Raw genomic sequence first — 16969 nt, 5'->3', positions numbered from 1 at the left:
AAAAGGTATCTTATGCCGAAGTCAAAGATTTCTCAGAGCTCCTCCGTCCCTACCTCGAGCTCTGCTACCAACCGCACCCCCGTCAAGATCAATTCGGAGGGCACCCCGAAGTGGTACGTAGCCATCATGCTGGGCCTGATGGTCATCGGCTTGCTGTGGCTCGTGGTCAATTACCTCGCTGGCCAGGACATCCCATTCATGGCGGACCTCGGCGCTTGGAATTATGGCATCGGTTTTGGCTTGGCCATCATCGGCCTGCTGATGACCATGGGGTGGCGCTAAGCTAGACCTCCCAGCCTGTTCCCTCGCTCCCTGCTTCCTGTAGGTGGCGAGGGTTTTTCATATCTAGGAGCCACATGTCTCGCCACATTTTTGCTGCTGGCCTCATCATTTCTGTGGCCTACGCGGCCGTGCACATCGCGTTTGCCGACCCCACCCTACTCACCGGCGCCGCTCCCCTCCGCCTTTCCGTGCGCAACTACCTAGGCAATGTCCTGGGCTCGGGCATGGTGTGGGGAATCTTTAGCTACCTCATAGGCAAGAATTATTCGGGCCGGTGGCTCAAGGCACTCCTGGCCGGTACGGGAATTATCGTCTTGATGCTGGCCGTGCACTACGCCTTGCTCGTGGTCTTCGGTGTGTACAACTGGCGCGAGGCATTTGAGTACAACGCCCAGTGGTTTTTCCTGGCTCTCCTCTCTGGACCAGTATTGGGGCTGGCCGGCGCGGCCTCGGCCCAGTTCCGGTGGTTCGACTATCTCGCCGTCCTAGGCTTCCTCCTCGAGCCTGTCATAGCAGGACTCGTCCCAGGCAGTTCCTACTTGCCCCGCACCACGACCATCCCTGGGTACTTCGCCGCTGCGACTCTCTGGCTCATCGGCGCGGGCCTCTTTTTCTGGCAGCGCCGCCTTTCCACCCGCTGAGTGCTTCCTCGGCGGCCCACCATCCCGGCATGCCGTGCACGCCAGCGCCGGGAGCTGCGGAGCTGGAGGCCATAAATACTCCTGGAGCAAGGCGATGCGGATGGGCCGAAAGGCGTGGCCGCAGCAGAGTTTGCAGCCCAGTCATCGCGCCGCCGGCAATATCGCCACCGACCAGGTTAGGGTTCCACCGCTCCAACTCGGCCGGGCTAGTGGCGTGGGTAGCCAGGATGGTATCCCGAAAACCAGGGGCAAAGCGTTCGATCTGCGCAGTAATCAGCTCGGTTACCTCACCCGGATAGCGCTCCGCATAGCCGCGCGGGACGTGCGCATAAGTCCACAGCGTAAGCCCACGGGAAGGGTCGGCCACGTATTGTTGGCAGGCCAATACTAGGGGTCGCTCGGGCATTCGCCGCTTGCCGACGTCCCCCTCTGCCCTACAGATCTCCTCCACCGTGCCTCCCACATGCACGGTGCCGGCTTGGCCCACGCGCGGATCGACCCATGGGACGGGCTCACTGAGATGAAAGTCCACTTTGAAGACGGCGCTGCCATATCGCCAGCGCGCCAGGCTCCGGCGAACACGGCTGGGAAGCTCCAGCCCACGCAGCCCCAGGATCTGCTGCGGGGTGAGGTTCAGGATGGTCGCATCGGCCTGAGGCAGCTCCCGCAGATCGGTGACCTCGCATCCGGTGTGGAGGCGGGCGTGGTGGGAACGGAGGAGGTTTAAGAGGGCGTCGATAAGAGCTCCGGTGCCACCCTCCACCACGGGCCAGCCGCGGGTCATGCCCAACCCGCCAAAGAGCAGGCCGAATGCGGAGGTAAGTGGCCTAGTAGGCGAGGTAATCGCATGTACCGCGCTGCCTGCGAAGAGGGCGCGCGCCTGTGGCGTATCGAATGCCACCCGCCCGAGCTGACTGGCGGGCGCGATGCCGGCCGCGCCGAACTGTGCCAAGCGCACGGGGCGATCGGGCCAACGCACCAACGGCGTTAGTGCATTCGCCACATGCTCATCAATGTGCCGGACAATGTGTCCGTGCAACCGCGTCCACGCGCGAGCATCGGCTCCCAACTCCGCGGCCGTATCCGCCAAAGAACTCTGCAGGATTCCGGCCGGGGCTCCCTCTAGCGGATGGGCCATGGGATAGGGGGCGTTAAGCCACCGCAAACCATGGGATTCCAGATCGAGGGCGCGGAACGCCGGACTCGCCACGCCAAAAGGGTGCCCGGCCGCTCCGAGATCCACAATCGTGCCCGGAAAAATCTCCGCAGAGGAGGCTGCCGCACCACCGGCCCAGTCGGTCCGTTCGTAGATATCCACACTCCAGCCAGCCATGGCCAAACGCGCCGCGGCCGTGAGTCCATTCGGTCCTGCGCCGACGATCACAGCGCGAGGTTGATAATCCACAATGCTCCTTATGCAGGTCAGTACCCAAATTTATCAGTCTTGCTCACACAGTGGGTAGAAAGTTATCCACAGGCTGTGGAGAAAGCCTGTGAAATGTGAATTTCACACAATTATTAACACCCTGTGGATAACTGTTTTCACGGACTTCCACAGGCGGATTTTCTTACTTTCGCACGGCCTAGACCAGCTTGATCAGGGAAAACTCCGGAAAAGCGTTCGGTAAATTACAAAAATGTAGTTATCCACATTGTGGATAAACATTGTGGAATTCTTTCGCACATGCTTTCCGGTGATCAAAATTCACAGTTATCCCCAAAACCCAGCTTGTTGGGCCAAGAACGCGACGAGTATCGCGGCCACCACAACAACACCGCCCCAGCGAAGAGAGGAGCTTTTTCGATAGAGAAAAAGGCTCAACACAAGACCTGTGCACAACCCACCCAAGTGTCCCCATAGGGATACGCCATTGGCCAAGAAGGTATAGGCCACGTTCGCCACAACCAGGGCGATGGGCGCGCGGAGATCGAGTCCGCGTTGACGATAAGCACCTACCAGCATGACCATGAGCGCGAAGAGCGCACCGGAGGCGCCGACGGTGGGGGTATTGAAGTCGAATTTCAAGATCATGGCGGACGCACCTAGGCAAAAGGTGAAATAAGCGGCAAGATACAACCCGGTGCCAAGCGTCCGCTCCACTTCCCTGCCTATGAGCAAGAGCATGATCATATTCACCGCCAAGTGCCCCGCGTCTAGGTGCATGAACTCCGAAGACAGCGCAGTCTGGGGGCGGAAGGGATAATCCGGTCCCCACAGGCCCCAATCCGCTGCGAGCGGGGAATCATAGAAGGTGGCTCCTAGCGTGCGCGCCTGCACCGCGGTAATCAGCCAAGCGATGATGCACACGGCGGCAATGAGTGCGGTCGCTGGGGTAGCGCGGACATAGTTTCTCACCATGGTCATGAAGTTGTCAGTCCTTTAGGCGGGGATCTAGCTGTGGATAACTCGGGAAAACTGCAACGAGCCCGCCGCCGCACGAATAATGCGGTGACGGGCCCGAGGAAAAAGGCGATTACGCGATATCGATGGACTCGATAACAACGTCCTCGTGCGGACGGTCCATGCGGTCGGTATCCACCTTGGCGATCTTGGAGACGACCTCCTGGGAAGCAGCGTCAGTTACCTCGCCAAAGATGGTGTGGTGGTTGTTCAGGTGCGGGGTCGGCGCCACGGTGATGAAGAACTGGGAACCGTTGGTGCCTGGGCCGGCATTAGCCATGGCCAGCAGGAATGGGCGGTCGAACTGCAGCTCCGGGTGGAATTCATCCTGGAACTGGTATCCCGGGCCACCGCGGCCGGTGCCAGTCGGGTCGCCGCCCTGAATCATGAAGTTATCGATGATGCGGTGGAAGATTGCACCGTCATAGAACGGGCCGGACTGCTCGCCCTTTGCATTCTGGGAGGAGTAGTCCTTCTCGCCCTTGGCCAGGCCGATGAAGTTTTCAACGGTTACCGGTGCATGGTTACCGAAGAGATCGATAACAATGTCACCGTAGTTGGTATGCATCGTTGCAGTTGCGGTCTTCTGAGTCATGCCAGCCATTGTAAAGAATTTAACGCGTGCCTGCCGCGCATGACATAACGCTGTCAGCGATCGCGCTAGCCTGAAGGCATGATTCGCGCGCTTCTTTTTGATCTGGATGACACCTTGCTCGATCACACCGGCGCGGCCCGAGACGCGGTGGATCAGTGGTGCCGCAAGCTCGGCCTGCCCGAGGGCCAGCATGCGCGGTTCGCGGCCATTGAACGAAAATGGTTTCAAGCCTATGAGCGCGGCGAGGTCTCCCACCACGGCCAGCGCGCGGCGCGCTGCCGCGAATTCCTCGGCCGGAACATGAGCGATGCCGAGGCGCTGGCCGCCTATGACGGCTATCTTTCCGCCTACCGGGAGCAATGGCGCGCCTTTGCCGACGCCCTGCCCACCCTCACCTGGGCCCTCGAATCCGGTTTTCAGGTCGGCATACTCACCAACGGCGAGCGCGAAATGCAGCAGGCGAAGCTGGAGGCTACGGGCCTTGCGCTTGCCGACGTCCTCCTCATCCCCACCGTCGACCTCGGCTGCCCCAAACCACAACGGGAGGCCTACCTCGCTGCTTGCCGCCAGCTCGAAGTGACCCCCGCAAACACGCTCATGGTGGGCGATTCCCTGGCCAACGACGTACAGGGAGCTCGCACAGCGGGTCTGCATGCGCTCCACCTCGACCGTACCGGTAAGGGAGATCTCAGCTCGCTTAGTGCGCTGAGAGAGGTTCTCCCCCAAAGAGCCAGCTGACCACGATGGCGCCCGGATCGATAACGCCCTTGCTGCGATCTCCCAGGTAGGAGGCGCGGCCTTTCTTTGCCGCGAGATCCTCGGTGTCGAGGGCGCCGGCATGGGCAGCGTCGAAAAGCGCCTGCAAGGTCTCCGCATCCGGATCCTTCACACCTAGCTCGCGGGCTTTTTCTGCAGCCGGAATGAGGGCATCGAGCATGGTGCGATCACCACGCTGGGCGCCGCCAAGCTCGTGGATTAGGTCAGCCGCTGCGTTGAGCCCATCCGCCAGCGACTCCGCCCGAGCCAATTCATTAAAGAGCGTGCCGAATACGGCGCCGGAGGTACCACCGGCGAGGACGAGCAGACGCTTGGCCAGCCCGGTGAAGATCTCGGTATCCGTACCGCGCAGGGGAAGCTTGATGCCACCGAAGGCAGCCTCCATGTTCTGGCCAAAGTCGCCGCCGCCGGCCCGGCGGTCTAGCTCAGTAAGCGCTTCAAAAGAGGCTTGCAGGCGTTCCACAAAGGCGGTGAGCCACTGATTCTCTTCGCCCTCGGTAGAAAGTTCATCCTGGAAGGTGATGGTGGCGGGTTCCACCGCCTTCGCGCGGCCCAGGGTGTGCGGCCAGGCGGGGGCGGCAGTGGGGGCGTCGACAAGCTCGAGCAGCTCCGCATCTGCCTTGAGCAGAGTAAAGGAAGCACCGTGCATATTGACCGCGGTGACATAGGAACCCACCAACGACCGGGCTACGGTGACGCCACGCTGGGCCAACTGCGCGGCGGCCTCACCAAAGAGCAAACTCAGCTCCAGCGGGGTGGTGCCGCCTAGGCCGTTGACCAGGCACACCACTTCATCGCCTTGACCCAGCTCAAGGGCTGGCACGATCTTATCCAGGACCTGATTTACGATAGCGCTCGCGCTATCTACCTGCTCGGTGTGGGTGCCCGGCTCACCGTGAATGCCCACACCCACCTCCATCTGGCCGGCTGCAAGATCAAAGGTCTCGCGGCCGGTAGTCGGCATAAAACCGGCACCCAACGCCACGGACATGCTCCGAGAATTATCCGCGGCGCGCTGCCCTAATTCAGCAACCTTATCCACGTCATCGCCGCGGTAGGCAGCAGCTCCTGCGACCTTTTCCACCAGGATGGTCGCACCCGTACCGCGGCGACCGGGGCCGTCCTCATTGCCATCGGTGGCAATATCATCGGCCACCAGCACCGTGCGGGTGTCTACCGCCTCGGCGGCGTTGCGAGCGACGGTAAAGTTCATGACGTCTCCGGTGTAATTCTTCACCACATGGACTACTCCCCTGCCCTGGTCAGCCCACTGGGTGGCCTCGCTGACCTGGACCGCGTTCGGGGAGGTAAAGAGCAACCCCGGGCAGGCCGCTGCGAGCATGCCCTGGCCGACAAACCCGGCATGCATCGGTTCGTGACCGGAACCGCCACCGGAAATCACCGCCACTGCCGGATCACCGTCCGCGGTGCGCAGCGGCGTGGAGCGGCCAATGAAGCCAACGTCGTGCCAGCGAGCATCGGGGTGGTTGGCGATGAGCCCAGCGAGGGCGTCGGAGAGAAAAGTGTCTTGACTATTACGGAATGCGGAGTGGTTCATACTCCCAGGCTAGTGATGTTTCTTACCCGGAAGCTAGGAGGAGAAAAGAAACATATCGGTTCCATTCGGACACCCAGTGGATTCGCAGCTACTTTGCAGTTTGCGGAGGATACTAAAAGAACCACTAAGAAAGGATCCGCACATGGATTTCTTGTCCTCCCTCCACAACCTTATGGACGCAGGTTCCCTGCTCCAAAGCTTTGGACCTTATATTCTGCTCGGCGTCGCCGTGGTCATCTTCATCGAGTCCGGCGTGCTTTTCCCGTTCCTGCCGGGTGATTCTTTGCTCGTTACCGCGGCCATCCTGCGCCACGAACTCGACATCAACGCCTGGCTGCTCTTTGTCGTGGCCGCGGTGGCCGCCTTTGCCGGCGACCAAGTGGGCTTCTACTTGGGCCGCCGCTTTGGCCGCAAGCTTTTCAAGGACGATGCCCGCGTTCTGCGCACCGAACACCTCGATAGCGCGGAAGACTTCTTCCAGCGCCACGGCCCGGTGGCCCTTGTATTGGGCCGATTCGTACCAATCGTGCGCACTTTCGTCCCCTTCGCCGCCGGCACCGCGGAAATGGGCTACTCCTCCTTCTTGCGCTGGAATATCCTCGGTGGCATCGGCTGGGTAGGCTCCATGCTGCTGGTCGGCGTACTTCTGGGCGGTATCCCGGGCATTGCTCACTCCATCGACATCATCATGCTGATTGTGGTGGCAATTTCCGTGCTGCCGATGATCATCGGGTGGATCAACAAGCGCCGCAAGGCAAAGCGCGAAATCCCGGCCAGTTAAGGGCTAGTTGCCCATTTCCCAGCCGGGATTCTATGAGGTTAAGAGGACTTAGAGGGAATCACGTACCTCATCGCGAGCCAGCACCATATTGCGCAAGGAGGCCTCGGTCTCCTCGTAGCCGCGAGTCTTAAGGCCGCAGTCTGGATTAACCCACAGGCGCTCGACCGGCACGTGCTTGAGCGCAGCGCGGATGAGCTCGGCCATCTCCGCCACGGAGGGCACGCGTGGGGAGTGGATATCGTAGATGCCCGGGCCAATCTCGGAATGGAAGGTCTCGTCGATATCTTCGAGCAGTTCCATGCGGGAGCGGGCCGCCTCGATGGAGGTGACATCGGCATCGAGGCCGGCAACGGCATCGATGATTTGGCCGAACTCGGAGTAACACAGGTGGGTGTGGATCTGGGTGGTCGGCTTGGCCTCGAGTGCAACGAGGCGGAAGGAGCGCACGGCCCAGTCCAGGTAGGCCTTGCGGTCTTCCTCACGCAAAGGCAGCAGTTCACGCAAGGCGGGTTCATCGATCTGAATGATGTCGATGCCGGCCTCTTCCAAGTCCCGGACCTCATCCGCCAGCGCGACGCCGAGCTGGTCCGCAGAGATGGACTGGTGGACGTCATCGCGCACGAAGGACCAGGCCAGGATAGTCACCGGGCCGGTAAGCATGCCCTTGACGTGGTGCTCCGAGAGCGACTGGGCGTACTTGGACCACTCGGTGGTCATCGCAGCCGGGCGGGAGATGTCGCCTACGACTATTGGCGGGCGGGTGCAGCGGGAGCCATAAGACTGGACCCAGCCGTTTTCGGTGGTTACGAAACCATCGAGCAGCTCGGCAAAGTACTGGACCATATCATTGCGCTCTGGCTCGCCGTGTACAAGTACATCGAGGCCGAGGCGCTCTTGCAGCTCGATGACGGACTTGACCTCATCCTTGAGGGCGGCGTTGTAATCGGCGTCGGAAAGCTCGCCCTTGCGGTGCGCCGCACGCGCTTGGCGGATTTCCTTGGTCTGTGGGAATGAACCAATGGTGGTAGTCGGCAGCTGCGGCAAGCCGAGTTCCTTTTGCGCCTCGTTGCGCTCGGCAAAGGCAGGCTCGCGCTTGACCTCGCCGGCCGGCAGCTTCTCGATGCGCGCCTTCACCGCCACATTGTGGATACGTTCAGAGTCAGCACGGGTGCGCACCGCGCGGTCGCTGATGTTGTACGCCTCCGGCGCTTCCAGTGGGCCCTGGGAGAGGGCTACGACTTCCTTGACTTTCTCATTGGCAAAGGAGAACCAGGTGGCGACGTCGGCCGGCAGCTTGGTTTCTGCCTCCACGGTGTGCGGCACATGCTGCAGGGATACGGAGGTAGATACGGAGAGGGAATCGAGGCTTCCCTCGAGGTCCTCGTACTTGGAGCGCAGGTCACGTAGGTTGGCGGCCCAGACATTGCGGCCGTCGATAAGCCCGGCAACCACGTGAGAGTTCAGCTTCTTCACGCGCTCAAGGTAGCCCTCATCGAGAGCCAAGGTGCCCACGGAAAGATCCACCTGGACGGCCTCTGGCTTAAGCTCCGCCAGAACGTCAAGGCCCTTGCGCGCAGAGCCATACGGGGTGGTGAGGTAGACCTGCGGGCGGTTATCCGCACCCAAGATGGACTCATAGGCGCTCTTGATGTGGGCAGCAAGCTCCTCATCGGTGGCAACGGTCAGGTCCGCTACCAGGGCAGGCTCGGCCAGCTGTACCCACTTCACGCCGGATTTATCCAGCTCGGCCAGTACCTCCTGGTAGGCCTTGACGGCATCATCCAAGCGGTCGAGCGGGGACTTGGTCGCGCCCTCGGCCTGCTTGGACAGGGCCAGCAGGGTAACCGGGCCGACGAGGTATGGGCGCACGGTGTGGCCTGCTGCGCGGGCTTCTTCCACTAGCTTGATAACGCGCTGTGGGTGCGCCTTAAAGTCCTGGTCATCAGAAATTTCTGGGACGATGTAGTGGTAGTTGGTATCGAACCACTTAGTCATCTCTAGCGGCGCGGTGTCCTTATTGCCACGAGCCAAGGTGAACTCATCATCCAGGGTCTCGCCGGCTACGGCGCCCACGGTCAGTGCGGTCTCGAGCACCTGGTCGTAGTAAGCGACGTCGGCTGGAATGGCATAGTCCTCAGTAAGACCGAGGTCGCGCAAGCGGTTATAGGTATCCAGGCGCAGGGAATGAGCGGCAGACTCAAAGGTCTCTGCATCGATGCGGCCGGCCCAGTAGGATTCCAGCGCACGCTTGAGCTCGCGGTTAGTGCCGACGCGAGGGTAGCCCTCAATCGTCGCCTTGGGGAAATTAGTGTTCGTCATTGCTTACTCCGATTCGAGATAACAGGTCTTGAGTGATGTCGGGATTGTTGTGGGTATAGATATGGAGGCCTTCTGCGCCCCCGGCCACGATGGTGCGGGCCAATTGGGCGGTAAGCTCCATGCCGATTTCGTATTCCTCTTCTGGGGTTTTCGCTGCCGCGAGCCGAGTACGCACCCTTTCGGGTACGGGCAGCCCGGACAGCTGCCCCATTCGTTCCAACCGGCGCAGGCTGGTCATGGGCATAATCCCCGGAATGAGGGGGATTTTCACCCCGGCCAACTCCGCCCGTTGGGCGAAGCGGAGAAAATCCTCGGCATCAAAAAAGAGTTGGGTGATGGCGAAGTCCGCGCCGAGGCGCTGCTTATTGAGCAGGACGTCGAAGTCCTCGTCCTCGTTTTTGGATTCAGCATGGCCGCTGGGATAGCACGCCACACTTACAGCGAGTCGGCCGGCAGCAAAGCGGGCCGCTTGGTGGCTTTCCAATTCCCGGATGAGGCGAACCAGTTCATCGGCATGCTGGAGGTAGTGCTCTGGCATGCCCCCTTCGGGGAGGTCACCCCGCAGAGCCAGCAGGCCACGAACTCCGGCATCTACCAAGCGATTGATCCACCCGATGAGCTCGTCGCGCGTCCCGGCCGTGCACGCTAAGTGCGCCAGGGGGCGCATAGAGGTGTTATGCGAAATCTTCTCAATGAAGGCCGCGGTTCCCTCCAACCAACCGGAGCGCTGAGAGCTGGTCACAGCGATGTAATCGGGGTGATAACTTTCCAGGACTTCTAGTAAGCGGTCGATCTTGGCGGCATCGGCATCGTGGCGCGGCGGGATTACCTCGAAGGAAAGGGCGAGGCGCTCAGGCACATGGGATTCCTCTTCGCTTTCATAATCCAAGGGCGCGGAAGCCGAAAGTCGCGGGCTCATGGTCACCTCCTTTGCTGGTCGTCGTCGGTGCGTTGACAAAAACGTACCAAGCTGTTCAGTTTGCGCGGTAGCGATTGTGCAATGGTATTACCATTGCAAGCCTGCAAACTGCGAGGTTGGCGAAAAATTGGCTGAATAATAATCGTATATTCTGAACCAAGCGGTCTATTTCTGGCACGTTCCCCCTGCACGCCTTCGCGCTCACGGTGGTACACCACCCGACACGTCACTATGCTGGGTGAAAGCGAATTGATAAATCTGAGTTAAGGAGTGTTCCACCCCATGAACCCCACGACACTGAACGTGGCCTTCAAGACCGCATCGAACCTGTGGAGCCAGTTCAACAACTACCGCGAAGAAAAGTCCCGCGAAGCCTACACCGCCCTAGAGGAGGCCGCGCAGAAGATGGACGAGCGCGATAACGGCAGCTTCGCCGAGTCCCGCCGCCAGGCAGGCGCCGTCACCCGCGCCGCGCACTCCCGCCTCGAGCGCGCCCTGGATGAGTTCAACAACTACCGCGAGGACGCCACCGAGCGCCTTAGTGACGCCAAGGAAGAGGCCACCAAGAAGGCTAAGAAGGCCCGCAAGCAGGCCAAAAAGGATTCTCAGAAGGCGCAGAAGAACCTTAAGAAGAAGTCCGCCAAGGTAGCCAAGAAACAGAAGAAGCAGAAGTCCTCCAAGGGCTGGATCTTCGCCGGCATTATCGCTGTGCTTTCCGCCGCGGCCGGTGCCGCCTACTACTGGCTGCGCTCCAACGACAAGCCATCCCAGACCCCACCGCGCGTGGATGACTTCCAGTCCGCTTCCCACACCGCCCCTGAGTCCACCTTGGTCTACACCTCCACCAGCGAGAATGACACCCAGTCTGACCTCGTTGAGGAAGGCGCTGTACGCGATGAGGAACTGCTGGGTTCCATCGACGAGCAGCTGGCCAAGCACCGCGAAGAAGAAGCTCAGCCAGCCGATACCACCCGCATTACCGATGACCACCAAAACGAGGGCAAGCACCGCCTGTAGGTCAAAGAATAAATACGCTTTCCACCCCGCCGTGGGGGTATATTCAGCGTTGCCTAGATCTCATTTCTTTGCTTAGACAAAAATCTCTTGATTGAATTCCCACATTAGGGATCTTTCTACAAGGAGATGAACAATGAGCTTTGAGACCCTTACCGTCAAGCTCAAAGACGGCGCAACGTACTACTTCCCAGCGGGTGCGGTGTCTAAAGACCCTTCCTCTCGCGTGGATAACCTGCGCTTCGCCATCGATAACGGAACCACTTTCCACTCCGTAGACGAGGCCGGTATCGAGCGCGAGTTTAACGGTCACGACGTCCGCAATTACCACCTAGCCTAAGCGGCAGCCGCATCCCTTCCCACAGGTCACTGGCCTGTGCGGAGGGGATTTTCGCATGCGTACCCCGTGTGCACCACTGGCGACTATCGTGGATTCCATGGAACTTCGCGCAACCCAAGAATCTGACCGCACCTACCTCGCCCGCCTCAACTTCCTCACCGATACCTTCGGTGACGAGCACGGCGAGCTTTCCCCCGATTTTGCCGATGATTTTGCCTTCTACGTGGAAAATTGGGATCCCAACCAGGGCGGCTTCATCGCCTGGGAGGAGCTTGTCCCGGCCGGTGGCGTGTGGCTCAATTGGGGAACGGAGGACAACCACGGCTTTGGTTTTGTCGAGCCCGCCATTCCGGAGATCGCCATCGCGGTTGAGGCCCGCTATAAGGGACAGGGCATTGCCACCGCGCTTATCGACGCCGCTATTTCCCTCGCCCACACCCTGCATGCCCCCGGCATCTCGCTAGCCGTCCACCCCGATAACCCCCGCGCGAAGGGGCTCTATGAGCACCTCGGCTTTGAACACGTGGGCAGCCACGAGGGACACTTTGTGATGCTAAAACGCTTCTAAAGCGAGCGCAGGCGGGCGTGCGTAACGTAAATCGGCTCATTATCCACGGCCGTCTTAAATTCCTCGGTCAGCCCGGCCATAACCGCCTCGCGCGCCTCTTCACGAGTGCCGTGAAAGCTCATGACCTCGCCATCCACTGCGGCCTCGCCACGTTTGCGCACCACAACGTATTCTGCGCCCTCCGGCGCCGAAACTTTCTTCTCTGTGGAGGTAAAGGGATCGTTGTAGCGAACGTTGGCGGCCATGGTTAGTCTCCTAATGGTTTCGCGTAATAGTAATAATTCCCCACTTACTGTACTTAAAGTTTCCTCCCCGCGACCTTGCACTATCTGTCCGGACTTCCGAAGATCAGGACTTTTGTCCATCTAAACCCCATTTTTCGTCGACGGTTTTGCTGGTTTAGATGGACAAAAGGCGCGACATAAACGTATATCCACCCATTGCATTGAAAAAGTCCGGCGCCCTCCGAAGAGGAAGCCGGACTTCATGCTGTGGAGCATAGGAGAATCGAACTCCTGACCTTCTGCTTGCAAAGCAGATGCTCTACCAATTGAGCTAATGCCCCAGTGCCTACACACTTTACTACCGCAGCCGAAGCAACCACAAACCGCTTAAAACCTGAACCACTCAAATCACTTTGGACACTTTAGGCATGTCCTATCACTTTGGTTACATTCGAGCGCTAGGGTCATGGGCACATCATGTCCACTTTCCCTCATTTTTAGGAACACTATGCGCCGCATCCTCACCTCTGCACTCACCGTGCTTATTGCCGCCGCCATGCCAGCAGCCGCTCATGCACAGTTACCGCAAATCCCACGATTGCCTGCGTCTTCAAGCGCGGATATTCAAGGAGAAATCAACCATCGCCTCGAGGATGCCCGCGCACAGGTCGAAGACTTCAGCTCCCAGGCATTTCCACACTCTGCCCCCGGGAAGAAGGCACCCGCCGCCCCAGCTCCAAAGAAGCCGCAGCCGCGCAGCGAAGGTGGCGTCGACTGTGCCAATTGCGTAGCTATCACCTATGACGACGGCCCCGGTGCCGAGACCAACCGCCTACTGGACAAGCTCAAGGCAAAGAACGCGCACGCAAGCTTCATGGTGCTAGCCCCCAACGCATATCAGCATCCTGAGCTGCTCAAGCGCATGAAGGCCGAGGGCCACACCATCGGCAACCACACCAAGAGCCACCGCCAGCTCAACACCCTGTCCTATGACCAGGTATCCCAGGAAATCGACGCCGGCAATGCCGCCATCAAAAAGGCCACCGGCCAAGGCACGCGCTGGGTACGCCCGCCCTATGGCGCGACCAACGCCACCGTGGATCAGGCCACCCGCGATAAGGGCGTCTCCCAAGCGCTGTGGGACGTCGACACCGTGGATTGGAAGGACCGCAACTCCGACCATGTGTGCTCCGCGGCTGTGCAAGGCGCCCGCGCCGGCTCCATTGTGCTGATGCACGATATCCACCCCACCACCGTGGACGCCGCCGATTGCGTTATCGACGGCCTGCGCGCGAAGGGCCTCGAGCCCGTGAGCTTGGATCGCCTCCTGCGCACCCCTGTAGCAGGTAAGCGCTACTACGCTCGTGGTTAATGATTGATTTTGCCCTGACTGCCGACGCCGTCGCTCCCCAACTCCTCGGCTGCACCCTCACCCATGCCGGGGTAAGCATCCGCCTCACGGAGGTTGAGGCTTACCTCGGTGCCGAGGATTCCGCTGCACATACCTTCAATGGCAAGACCCCGCGCAATGCGGCCATGTTCGGTCCGCCGGGTAGGTTCTACGTCTATATTTCTTATGGTATCCACCGCAACGTCAATATCGTTTGCGCCCCTGATGGCACCGGCCAAGGCTGCCTGCTGCGCGGCGGCGAAATCATCGAGGGCGCCGATATCGCCTTCGCCCGCCGCGGCACCACCGATTTTCATAATCTCGCCCGCGGACCAGGCAACTTGGGTAAGGCCTTAGGCTTCACGCTGGAAGATAACCACCAACCAATTCAGATTATTGAGCGAACCTCCGAACCAGAATGGGTACGCGGACCGCGCATCGGCATCTCGAAAAACAAGGAAGCAGCCCTGCGGTTTTGGATCCCATTCGATAAAACCGTCTCGGGCCGCCGCGGCTATCCCAAGCAATAGCCTCGCAAGGCACACTGCCTAATAGCGCCCACCATAGCGCTCATCATTCTCAATGGCCTTTATGATCCGCCGATTGATCTGCAGCATCTGGCGGATCTGCGTGCGGGTCAGGTTATCCATTACGGACCTTCGCGCCTGCTTAGCGTGTCCAGGCGCGGTCTCGACTACCTTATCCCAGCCGCTATCCGTCAGCTGTGCCATGGTGGTGCGGCCGTCAGTCGGGCACGGCTGGCGCACGACCCACCCCTGCTTTTCTAGGCGCGTAACAACCTGGCTCAAGCGAGACAAAGATCCATTGGCGGTAATCGCCAAATCACGCATACGCATCTCGCGATTTTCCGCCTCAGATAGCCGAGAGAGCACCGTGTATTCAAAAAAGCTCAGGCCTGCGTCATCACGCAGCTGAGCATCCAAAATATTGGTCAAGCGAATATTTACGCTCATTAAGGACATAAATGATGCGAGCTCTTCATCATTTAGCCAGTAGTCATCGCGCTCGGTCATGGGATTTATTCTATCAACATGGCTTTAATTTTAAAGTGACTCGCCATTGTCCTTAATACAAAGGGCTTTAGTGCACAGAGGACGGATCGATCGGCCGCCGCCCTCTCGGCAGCTTTTCCACCACCAAACGATAGGAGTCCGTGACTAACTCCTCTACCAGCCGTTCGTGCAGATCTGCGTGTGGATAGACAGAAACCCAATGCCGCTTATTCATGTGGTAGCCCGGCGCAATGAATGGATACTGCTGCTGTAGCGCTTGGCAGTCCTCCGGCTCGGCCTTAATGATCATTTGCTGTTGACCGGTCACCGCTGTCAACAGCAAGAAAATTTTGCCGCGTACTTTAAATACGTCCCAGTCGGGACCAAAAGGATGCAGCACCTGCGAGCCGAGCATCTCTTCGGCGCGCTGCCGCGCAACCTTGTAGATGCCGCTCCCGTCCAACATCGCCCCCATTTCGTTGTTAGCAGTTCCACCTCAGGGCACCGAAGATTCATAGCCTGTCCACCCGATTGGGCGGGTTATGTTTATTTCCGTTCCCTCCGTCTGAAAGGACAGTAGAACTAGTCGCTGGCTTCGGTATGGCTTATTCCCGCCCCTGTCTGAAAATGATCCGGGGGTGATGCCGCCGAAGACAGTGACATACTCAAACAGCTCAATAGGAACCTGACCCAGCCCAGGTGGTATGAGGTCTCACAGTAATGTAGATGCCAGTACTAAGTATGTCCGACCACCCCCAGCGATGAAGCTCAAATAGTCCAACTTCTAATTCATCGCTAGGAGGAACACACCCATGGCCTATGACTTCGTCATTGGCGTGGACGTCGGCAAATACTTCCACCACGCCTGCGTCCTCGATCCCCAAGGCAGGCAAGTCCTGTCCAAACGCATCAATCAGCATGAAGGCTCGCTACGCAAGCTCTTCGGCCAATTCCTCGCCGACAACGCCTCGGTCCTTGTCATTGTCGATCAGCCCAACAACATCGGCCGATTAACCGTCGCAGTCGCCCAAGACATGGGGGGCAGACGATCGCTATCTACCAGGGCTTGCGATGCGACAGCTCTCTCGCATCCACGTCGGCAACTCAAAGACCGATGTACGCGACGCCTACGTTATCGCCCATGCCGGTCTTAACCTTCCGGACTCCCTGCGCAGCGTCGACCGCGTTGAGGAAGTCTTTACCCAGCCAAAAGTTCTCAACGGTATCGACGAAGACCTCGCCCGGGCCTACACACGCCTAATTAACCAGATGCGATCCGCGCTCGTGGGAACCTATCCTGCATTCGAACATGTCCTGCGCGGACAGATGATTCACCGAAAATGGATCCTCCACCTACTTGCAAAATACGGCGGCCCCACCAAGATTCGACGCATCGGTAAAACACGCCTAGCAGCCTTTGCGCGCAGTCACAAAGCGCGCAATCCCGAGCCTGTCATCGATGCCATGCTTGCTGCCATCCACGGACAGACCGTGTCCATTGCCGGCGCAGAATACGCCGAACTTGGCGTAGCAATGTCCGCCAAAGACGCACTGGCCAAACTCGAGCATCGCAAGGAAATCGAAGCACAGGTACTCAAGCTCATTCAAGACATTCCTCAAACCGAGATTCTTTTATCCATGCCCGGCATCGGCCCACGTAGCGCCGCGCAGATCCTCATGACTGTTGGCGATATGTCCGACCTCCCCGATGCAGCGCACCTAGCGTCCTATACAGGCCTATCACCACGGACAAATCAATCAGGAACGTCCATTATGCCGAATTCACCCAACCGCGCTGGCAACAAAAATTAAAGAACGCCCTATGGCAATCGTCTTTTGCATCGATCAGATTCCACGAGCGTTCCCGGCAATTCTATGAACGAAAACGCAAAGAAGGCAAAAGACACAACGCCGCAGTCGTCGCACTCGCACGCCGACGCCTCAACGCTCTCTTCTCCATGATGCGAAACGGCGAGCACTACCGAGACATCTCTACAGCTCAGGAGGCTGCAGCAGCCTAAAGCCAACAGACCCCCATCCAAGCCGATTGCACAGCAAGCCCAACCGGCTCCTCAAGGTACCCAAAACAACATCTACGAGACGAAGCAGAAACCCTTCACACCCCCAACAAGCCCACCCGCGGAGTT

The 16969-nt window shown here is 59.3% G+C and carries 18 protein-coding genes, 1 tRNA gene and 1 pseudogene; 10 read left to right on the top strand and 10 right to left on the bottom strand.

Annotated features, from left to right (window positions below):
* The first annotated feature begins 12 nt into the window (after positions 1 to 12).
* Both crgA and ACLI1M_RS00230 read left to right on the top strand, forming a co-directional pair.
* A complete protein-coding gene (gene crgA / locus ACLI1M_RS00235) occupies positions 13 to 282 on the top strand; it encodes a cell division protein CrgA (protein ID WP_005326260.1) in 270 nt (89 codons plus the stop codon).
* Between the two features lie 74 nt (positions 283 to 356).
* The gene (locus ACLI1M_RS00230; RefSeq protein ID WP_411706592.1) at positions 357 to 923 is read left to right on the top strand and encodes a hypothetical protein; all 567 of its coding nucleotides are present in this window, start codon (positions 357 to 359) and stop codon (positions 921 to 923) included.
* Here ACLI1M_RS00230 and ACLI1M_RS00225 read toward each other — a convergent pair.
* From ACLI1M_RS00225 to ACLI1M_RS00215, 3 genes are all read right to left on the bottom strand, one after another.
* A complete protein-coding gene (locus ACLI1M_RS00225; RefSeq protein WP_086589173.1) occupies positions 874 to 2328 on the bottom strand; it encodes a phytoene desaturase family protein in 1455 nt (484 codons plus the stop codon). The genes ACLI1M_RS00230 and ACLI1M_RS00225 overlap by 50 nt on opposite strands.
* 306 nt (positions 2329 to 2634) lie before the next feature.
* A complete protein-coding gene (locus tag ACLI1M_RS00220) occupies positions 2635 to 3288 on the bottom strand; it encodes a rhomboid family intramembrane serine protease (RefSeq protein WP_411706591.1) in 654 nt (217 codons plus the stop codon).
* 109 nt (positions 3289 to 3397) lie between these two features.
* Entirely contained in the window at positions 3398 to 3928 is a 531-nt protein-coding gene (locus tag ACLI1M_RS00215; protein ID WP_034656094.1) for a peptidylprolyl isomerase, read from the bottom strand.
* Between the two features lie 69 nt (positions 3929 to 3997).
* Here ACLI1M_RS00215 and ACLI1M_RS00210 point away from each other — a divergent pair, with 69 nt between their 5' ends.
* Positions 3998 to 4657 carry an HAD family hydrolase gene (locus ACLI1M_RS00210; RefSeq protein ID WP_248099361.1) on the top strand — a complete coding sequence of 220 codons (660 nt, stop codon included), beginning with the start codon at positions 3998 to 4000 and terminating at the stop codon, positions 4655 to 4657.
* Here the strand turns inward: ACLI1M_RS00210 and ACLI1M_RS00205 are convergent.
* On the bottom strand, positions 4617 to 6254 hold the full coding sequence (locus ACLI1M_RS00205; protein ID WP_411706590.1) for a dihydroxyacetone kinase family protein: 1638 nt from the start codon (positions 6252 to 6254) through the stop codon (positions 4617 to 4619). The two genes, ACLI1M_RS00210 and ACLI1M_RS00205, sit on opposite strands and share 41 nt — an antisense overlap.
* Before the next feature lie 142 nt (positions 6255 to 6396).
* On the opposite strand from ACLI1M_RS00205, the gene ACLI1M_RS00200 reads away from it, so the two are divergent.
* Positions 6397 to 7035, top strand: a complete 639-nt coding sequence (locus ACLI1M_RS00200) for a DedA family protein (RefSeq protein WP_248099363.1) — start codon at positions 6397 to 6399, stop codon at positions 7033 to 7035.
* A gap of 48 nt (positions 7036 to 7083) precedes the next feature.
* Here the strand turns inward: ACLI1M_RS00200 and metE are convergent, their stop codons facing one another.
* Both metE and ACLI1M_RS00190 read right to left on the bottom strand, forming a co-directional pair.
* Positions 7084 to 9354, bottom strand: a complete 2271-nt coding sequence (gene metE, locus ACLI1M_RS00195) for a 5-methyltetrahydropteroyltriglutamate--homocysteine S-methyltransferase (protein ID WP_248099365.1) — start codon at positions 9352 to 9354, stop codon at positions 7084 to 7086.
* Positions 9341 to 10273: a methylenetetrahydrofolate reductase gene (locus ACLI1M_RS00190; RefSeq protein WP_248099367.1), complete on the bottom strand. Its 933-nt coding sequence runs from the start codon at positions 10271 to 10273 to the stop codon at positions 9341 to 9343. The genes metE and ACLI1M_RS00190 overlap by 14 nt, the downstream gene beginning before the upstream one ends.
* Positions 10274 to 10555: 282 nt before the next feature.
* Between ACLI1M_RS00190 and ACLI1M_RS00185 the strand changes: the two genes are divergently transcribed.
* From ACLI1M_RS00185 to ACLI1M_RS00175, 3 genes are all read left to right on the top strand, one after another.
* Positions 10556 to 11290 carry a hypothetical protein gene (locus ACLI1M_RS00185; RefSeq protein ID WP_005329697.1) on the top strand — a complete coding sequence of 245 codons (735 nt, stop codon included), beginning with the start codon at positions 10556 to 10558 and terminating at the stop codon, positions 11288 to 11290.
* Between the two features lie 133 nt (positions 11291 to 11423).
* Positions 11424 to 11627: a hypothetical protein gene (locus ACLI1M_RS00180; RefSeq protein ID WP_005329698.1), complete on the top strand. Its 204-nt coding sequence runs from the start codon at positions 11424 to 11426 to the stop codon at positions 11625 to 11627.
* A 97-nt stretch (positions 11628 to 11724) separates the two neighbouring features.
* Positions 11725 to 12195, top strand: coding sequence for a GNAT family N-acetyltransferase (locus ACLI1M_RS00175; protein WP_034668745.1), 471 nt, complete (start codon positions 11725 to 11727; stop codon positions 12193 to 12195).
* Here ACLI1M_RS00175 and ACLI1M_RS00170 read toward each other — a convergent pair.
* Together ACLI1M_RS00170 and ACLI1M_RS00165 are read right to left on the bottom strand one after the other, a co-directional pair.
* The gene (locus ACLI1M_RS00170; RefSeq protein ID WP_005329702.1) at positions 12192 to 12440 is read right to left on the bottom strand and encodes a hypothetical protein; all 249 of its coding nucleotides are present in this window, start codon (positions 12438 to 12440) and stop codon (positions 12192 to 12194) included. The genes ACLI1M_RS00175 and ACLI1M_RS00170 overlap by 4 nt on opposite strands.
* Positions 12441 to 12687: 247 nt before the next feature.
* A tRNA-Ala gene (locus tag ACLI1M_RS00165) sits at positions 12688 to 12760 on the bottom strand.
* 167 nt (positions 12761 to 12927) lie between these two features.
* On the opposite strand from ACLI1M_RS00165, the gene ACLI1M_RS00160 reads away from it, so the two are divergent.
* Positions 12928 to 13791 (top strand): polysaccharide deacetylase family protein, encoded by an 864-nt coding sequence (locus tag ACLI1M_RS00160; protein ID WP_005329703.1) that lies wholly within the window; start codon positions 12928 to 12930, stop codon positions 13789 to 13791.
* Positions 13791 to 14339, top strand: coding sequence for a DNA-3-methyladenine glycosylase (locus ACLI1M_RS00155; protein ID WP_200436168.1), 549 nt, complete (start codon positions 13791 to 13793; stop codon positions 14337 to 14339). The genes ACLI1M_RS00160 and ACLI1M_RS00155 overlap by 1 nt, the downstream gene beginning before the upstream one ends.
* 18 nt (positions 14340 to 14357) lie before the next feature.
* Here ACLI1M_RS00155 and ACLI1M_RS00150 read toward each other — a convergent pair whose 3' ends face one another.
* Together ACLI1M_RS00150 and ACLI1M_RS00145 are read right to left on the bottom strand one after the other, a co-directional pair.
* Positions 14358 to 14843, bottom strand: a complete 486-nt coding sequence (locus tag ACLI1M_RS00150) for a MarR family winged helix-turn-helix transcriptional regulator (protein WP_086589162.1) — start codon at positions 14841 to 14843, stop codon at positions 14358 to 14360.
* Positions 14844 to 14910: 67 nt separating this feature from the next.
* Positions 14911 to 15288, bottom strand: a complete 378-nt coding sequence (locus ACLI1M_RS00145; RefSeq protein ID WP_200436167.1) for an MmcQ/YjbR family DNA-binding protein — start codon at positions 15286 to 15288, stop codon at positions 14911 to 14913.
* 346 nt (positions 15289 to 15634) lie between these two features.
* Between ACLI1M_RS00145 and ACLI1M_RS00140 the strand changes: the two are divergent.
* A pseudogene (locus ACLI1M_RS00140) lies at positions 15635 to 16843 on the top strand (IS110 family transposase).
* The last annotated feature ends 126 nt before the right edge of the window (positions 16844 to 16969 follow it).

The sequence above is a fragment of the Corynebacterium sp. LaCa54 genome (assembly GCF_046717495.1).
In the GTDB taxonomy this organism is placed as follows: Bacteria; Actinomycetota; Actinomycetes; order Mycobacteriales; family Mycobacteriaceae; genus Corynebacterium; species Corynebacterium kefirresidentii.
The sequence above is the reverse complement of the archived record's forward strand: the minus strand, read 5'-3'. Positions and strand labels throughout refer to the sequence as shown.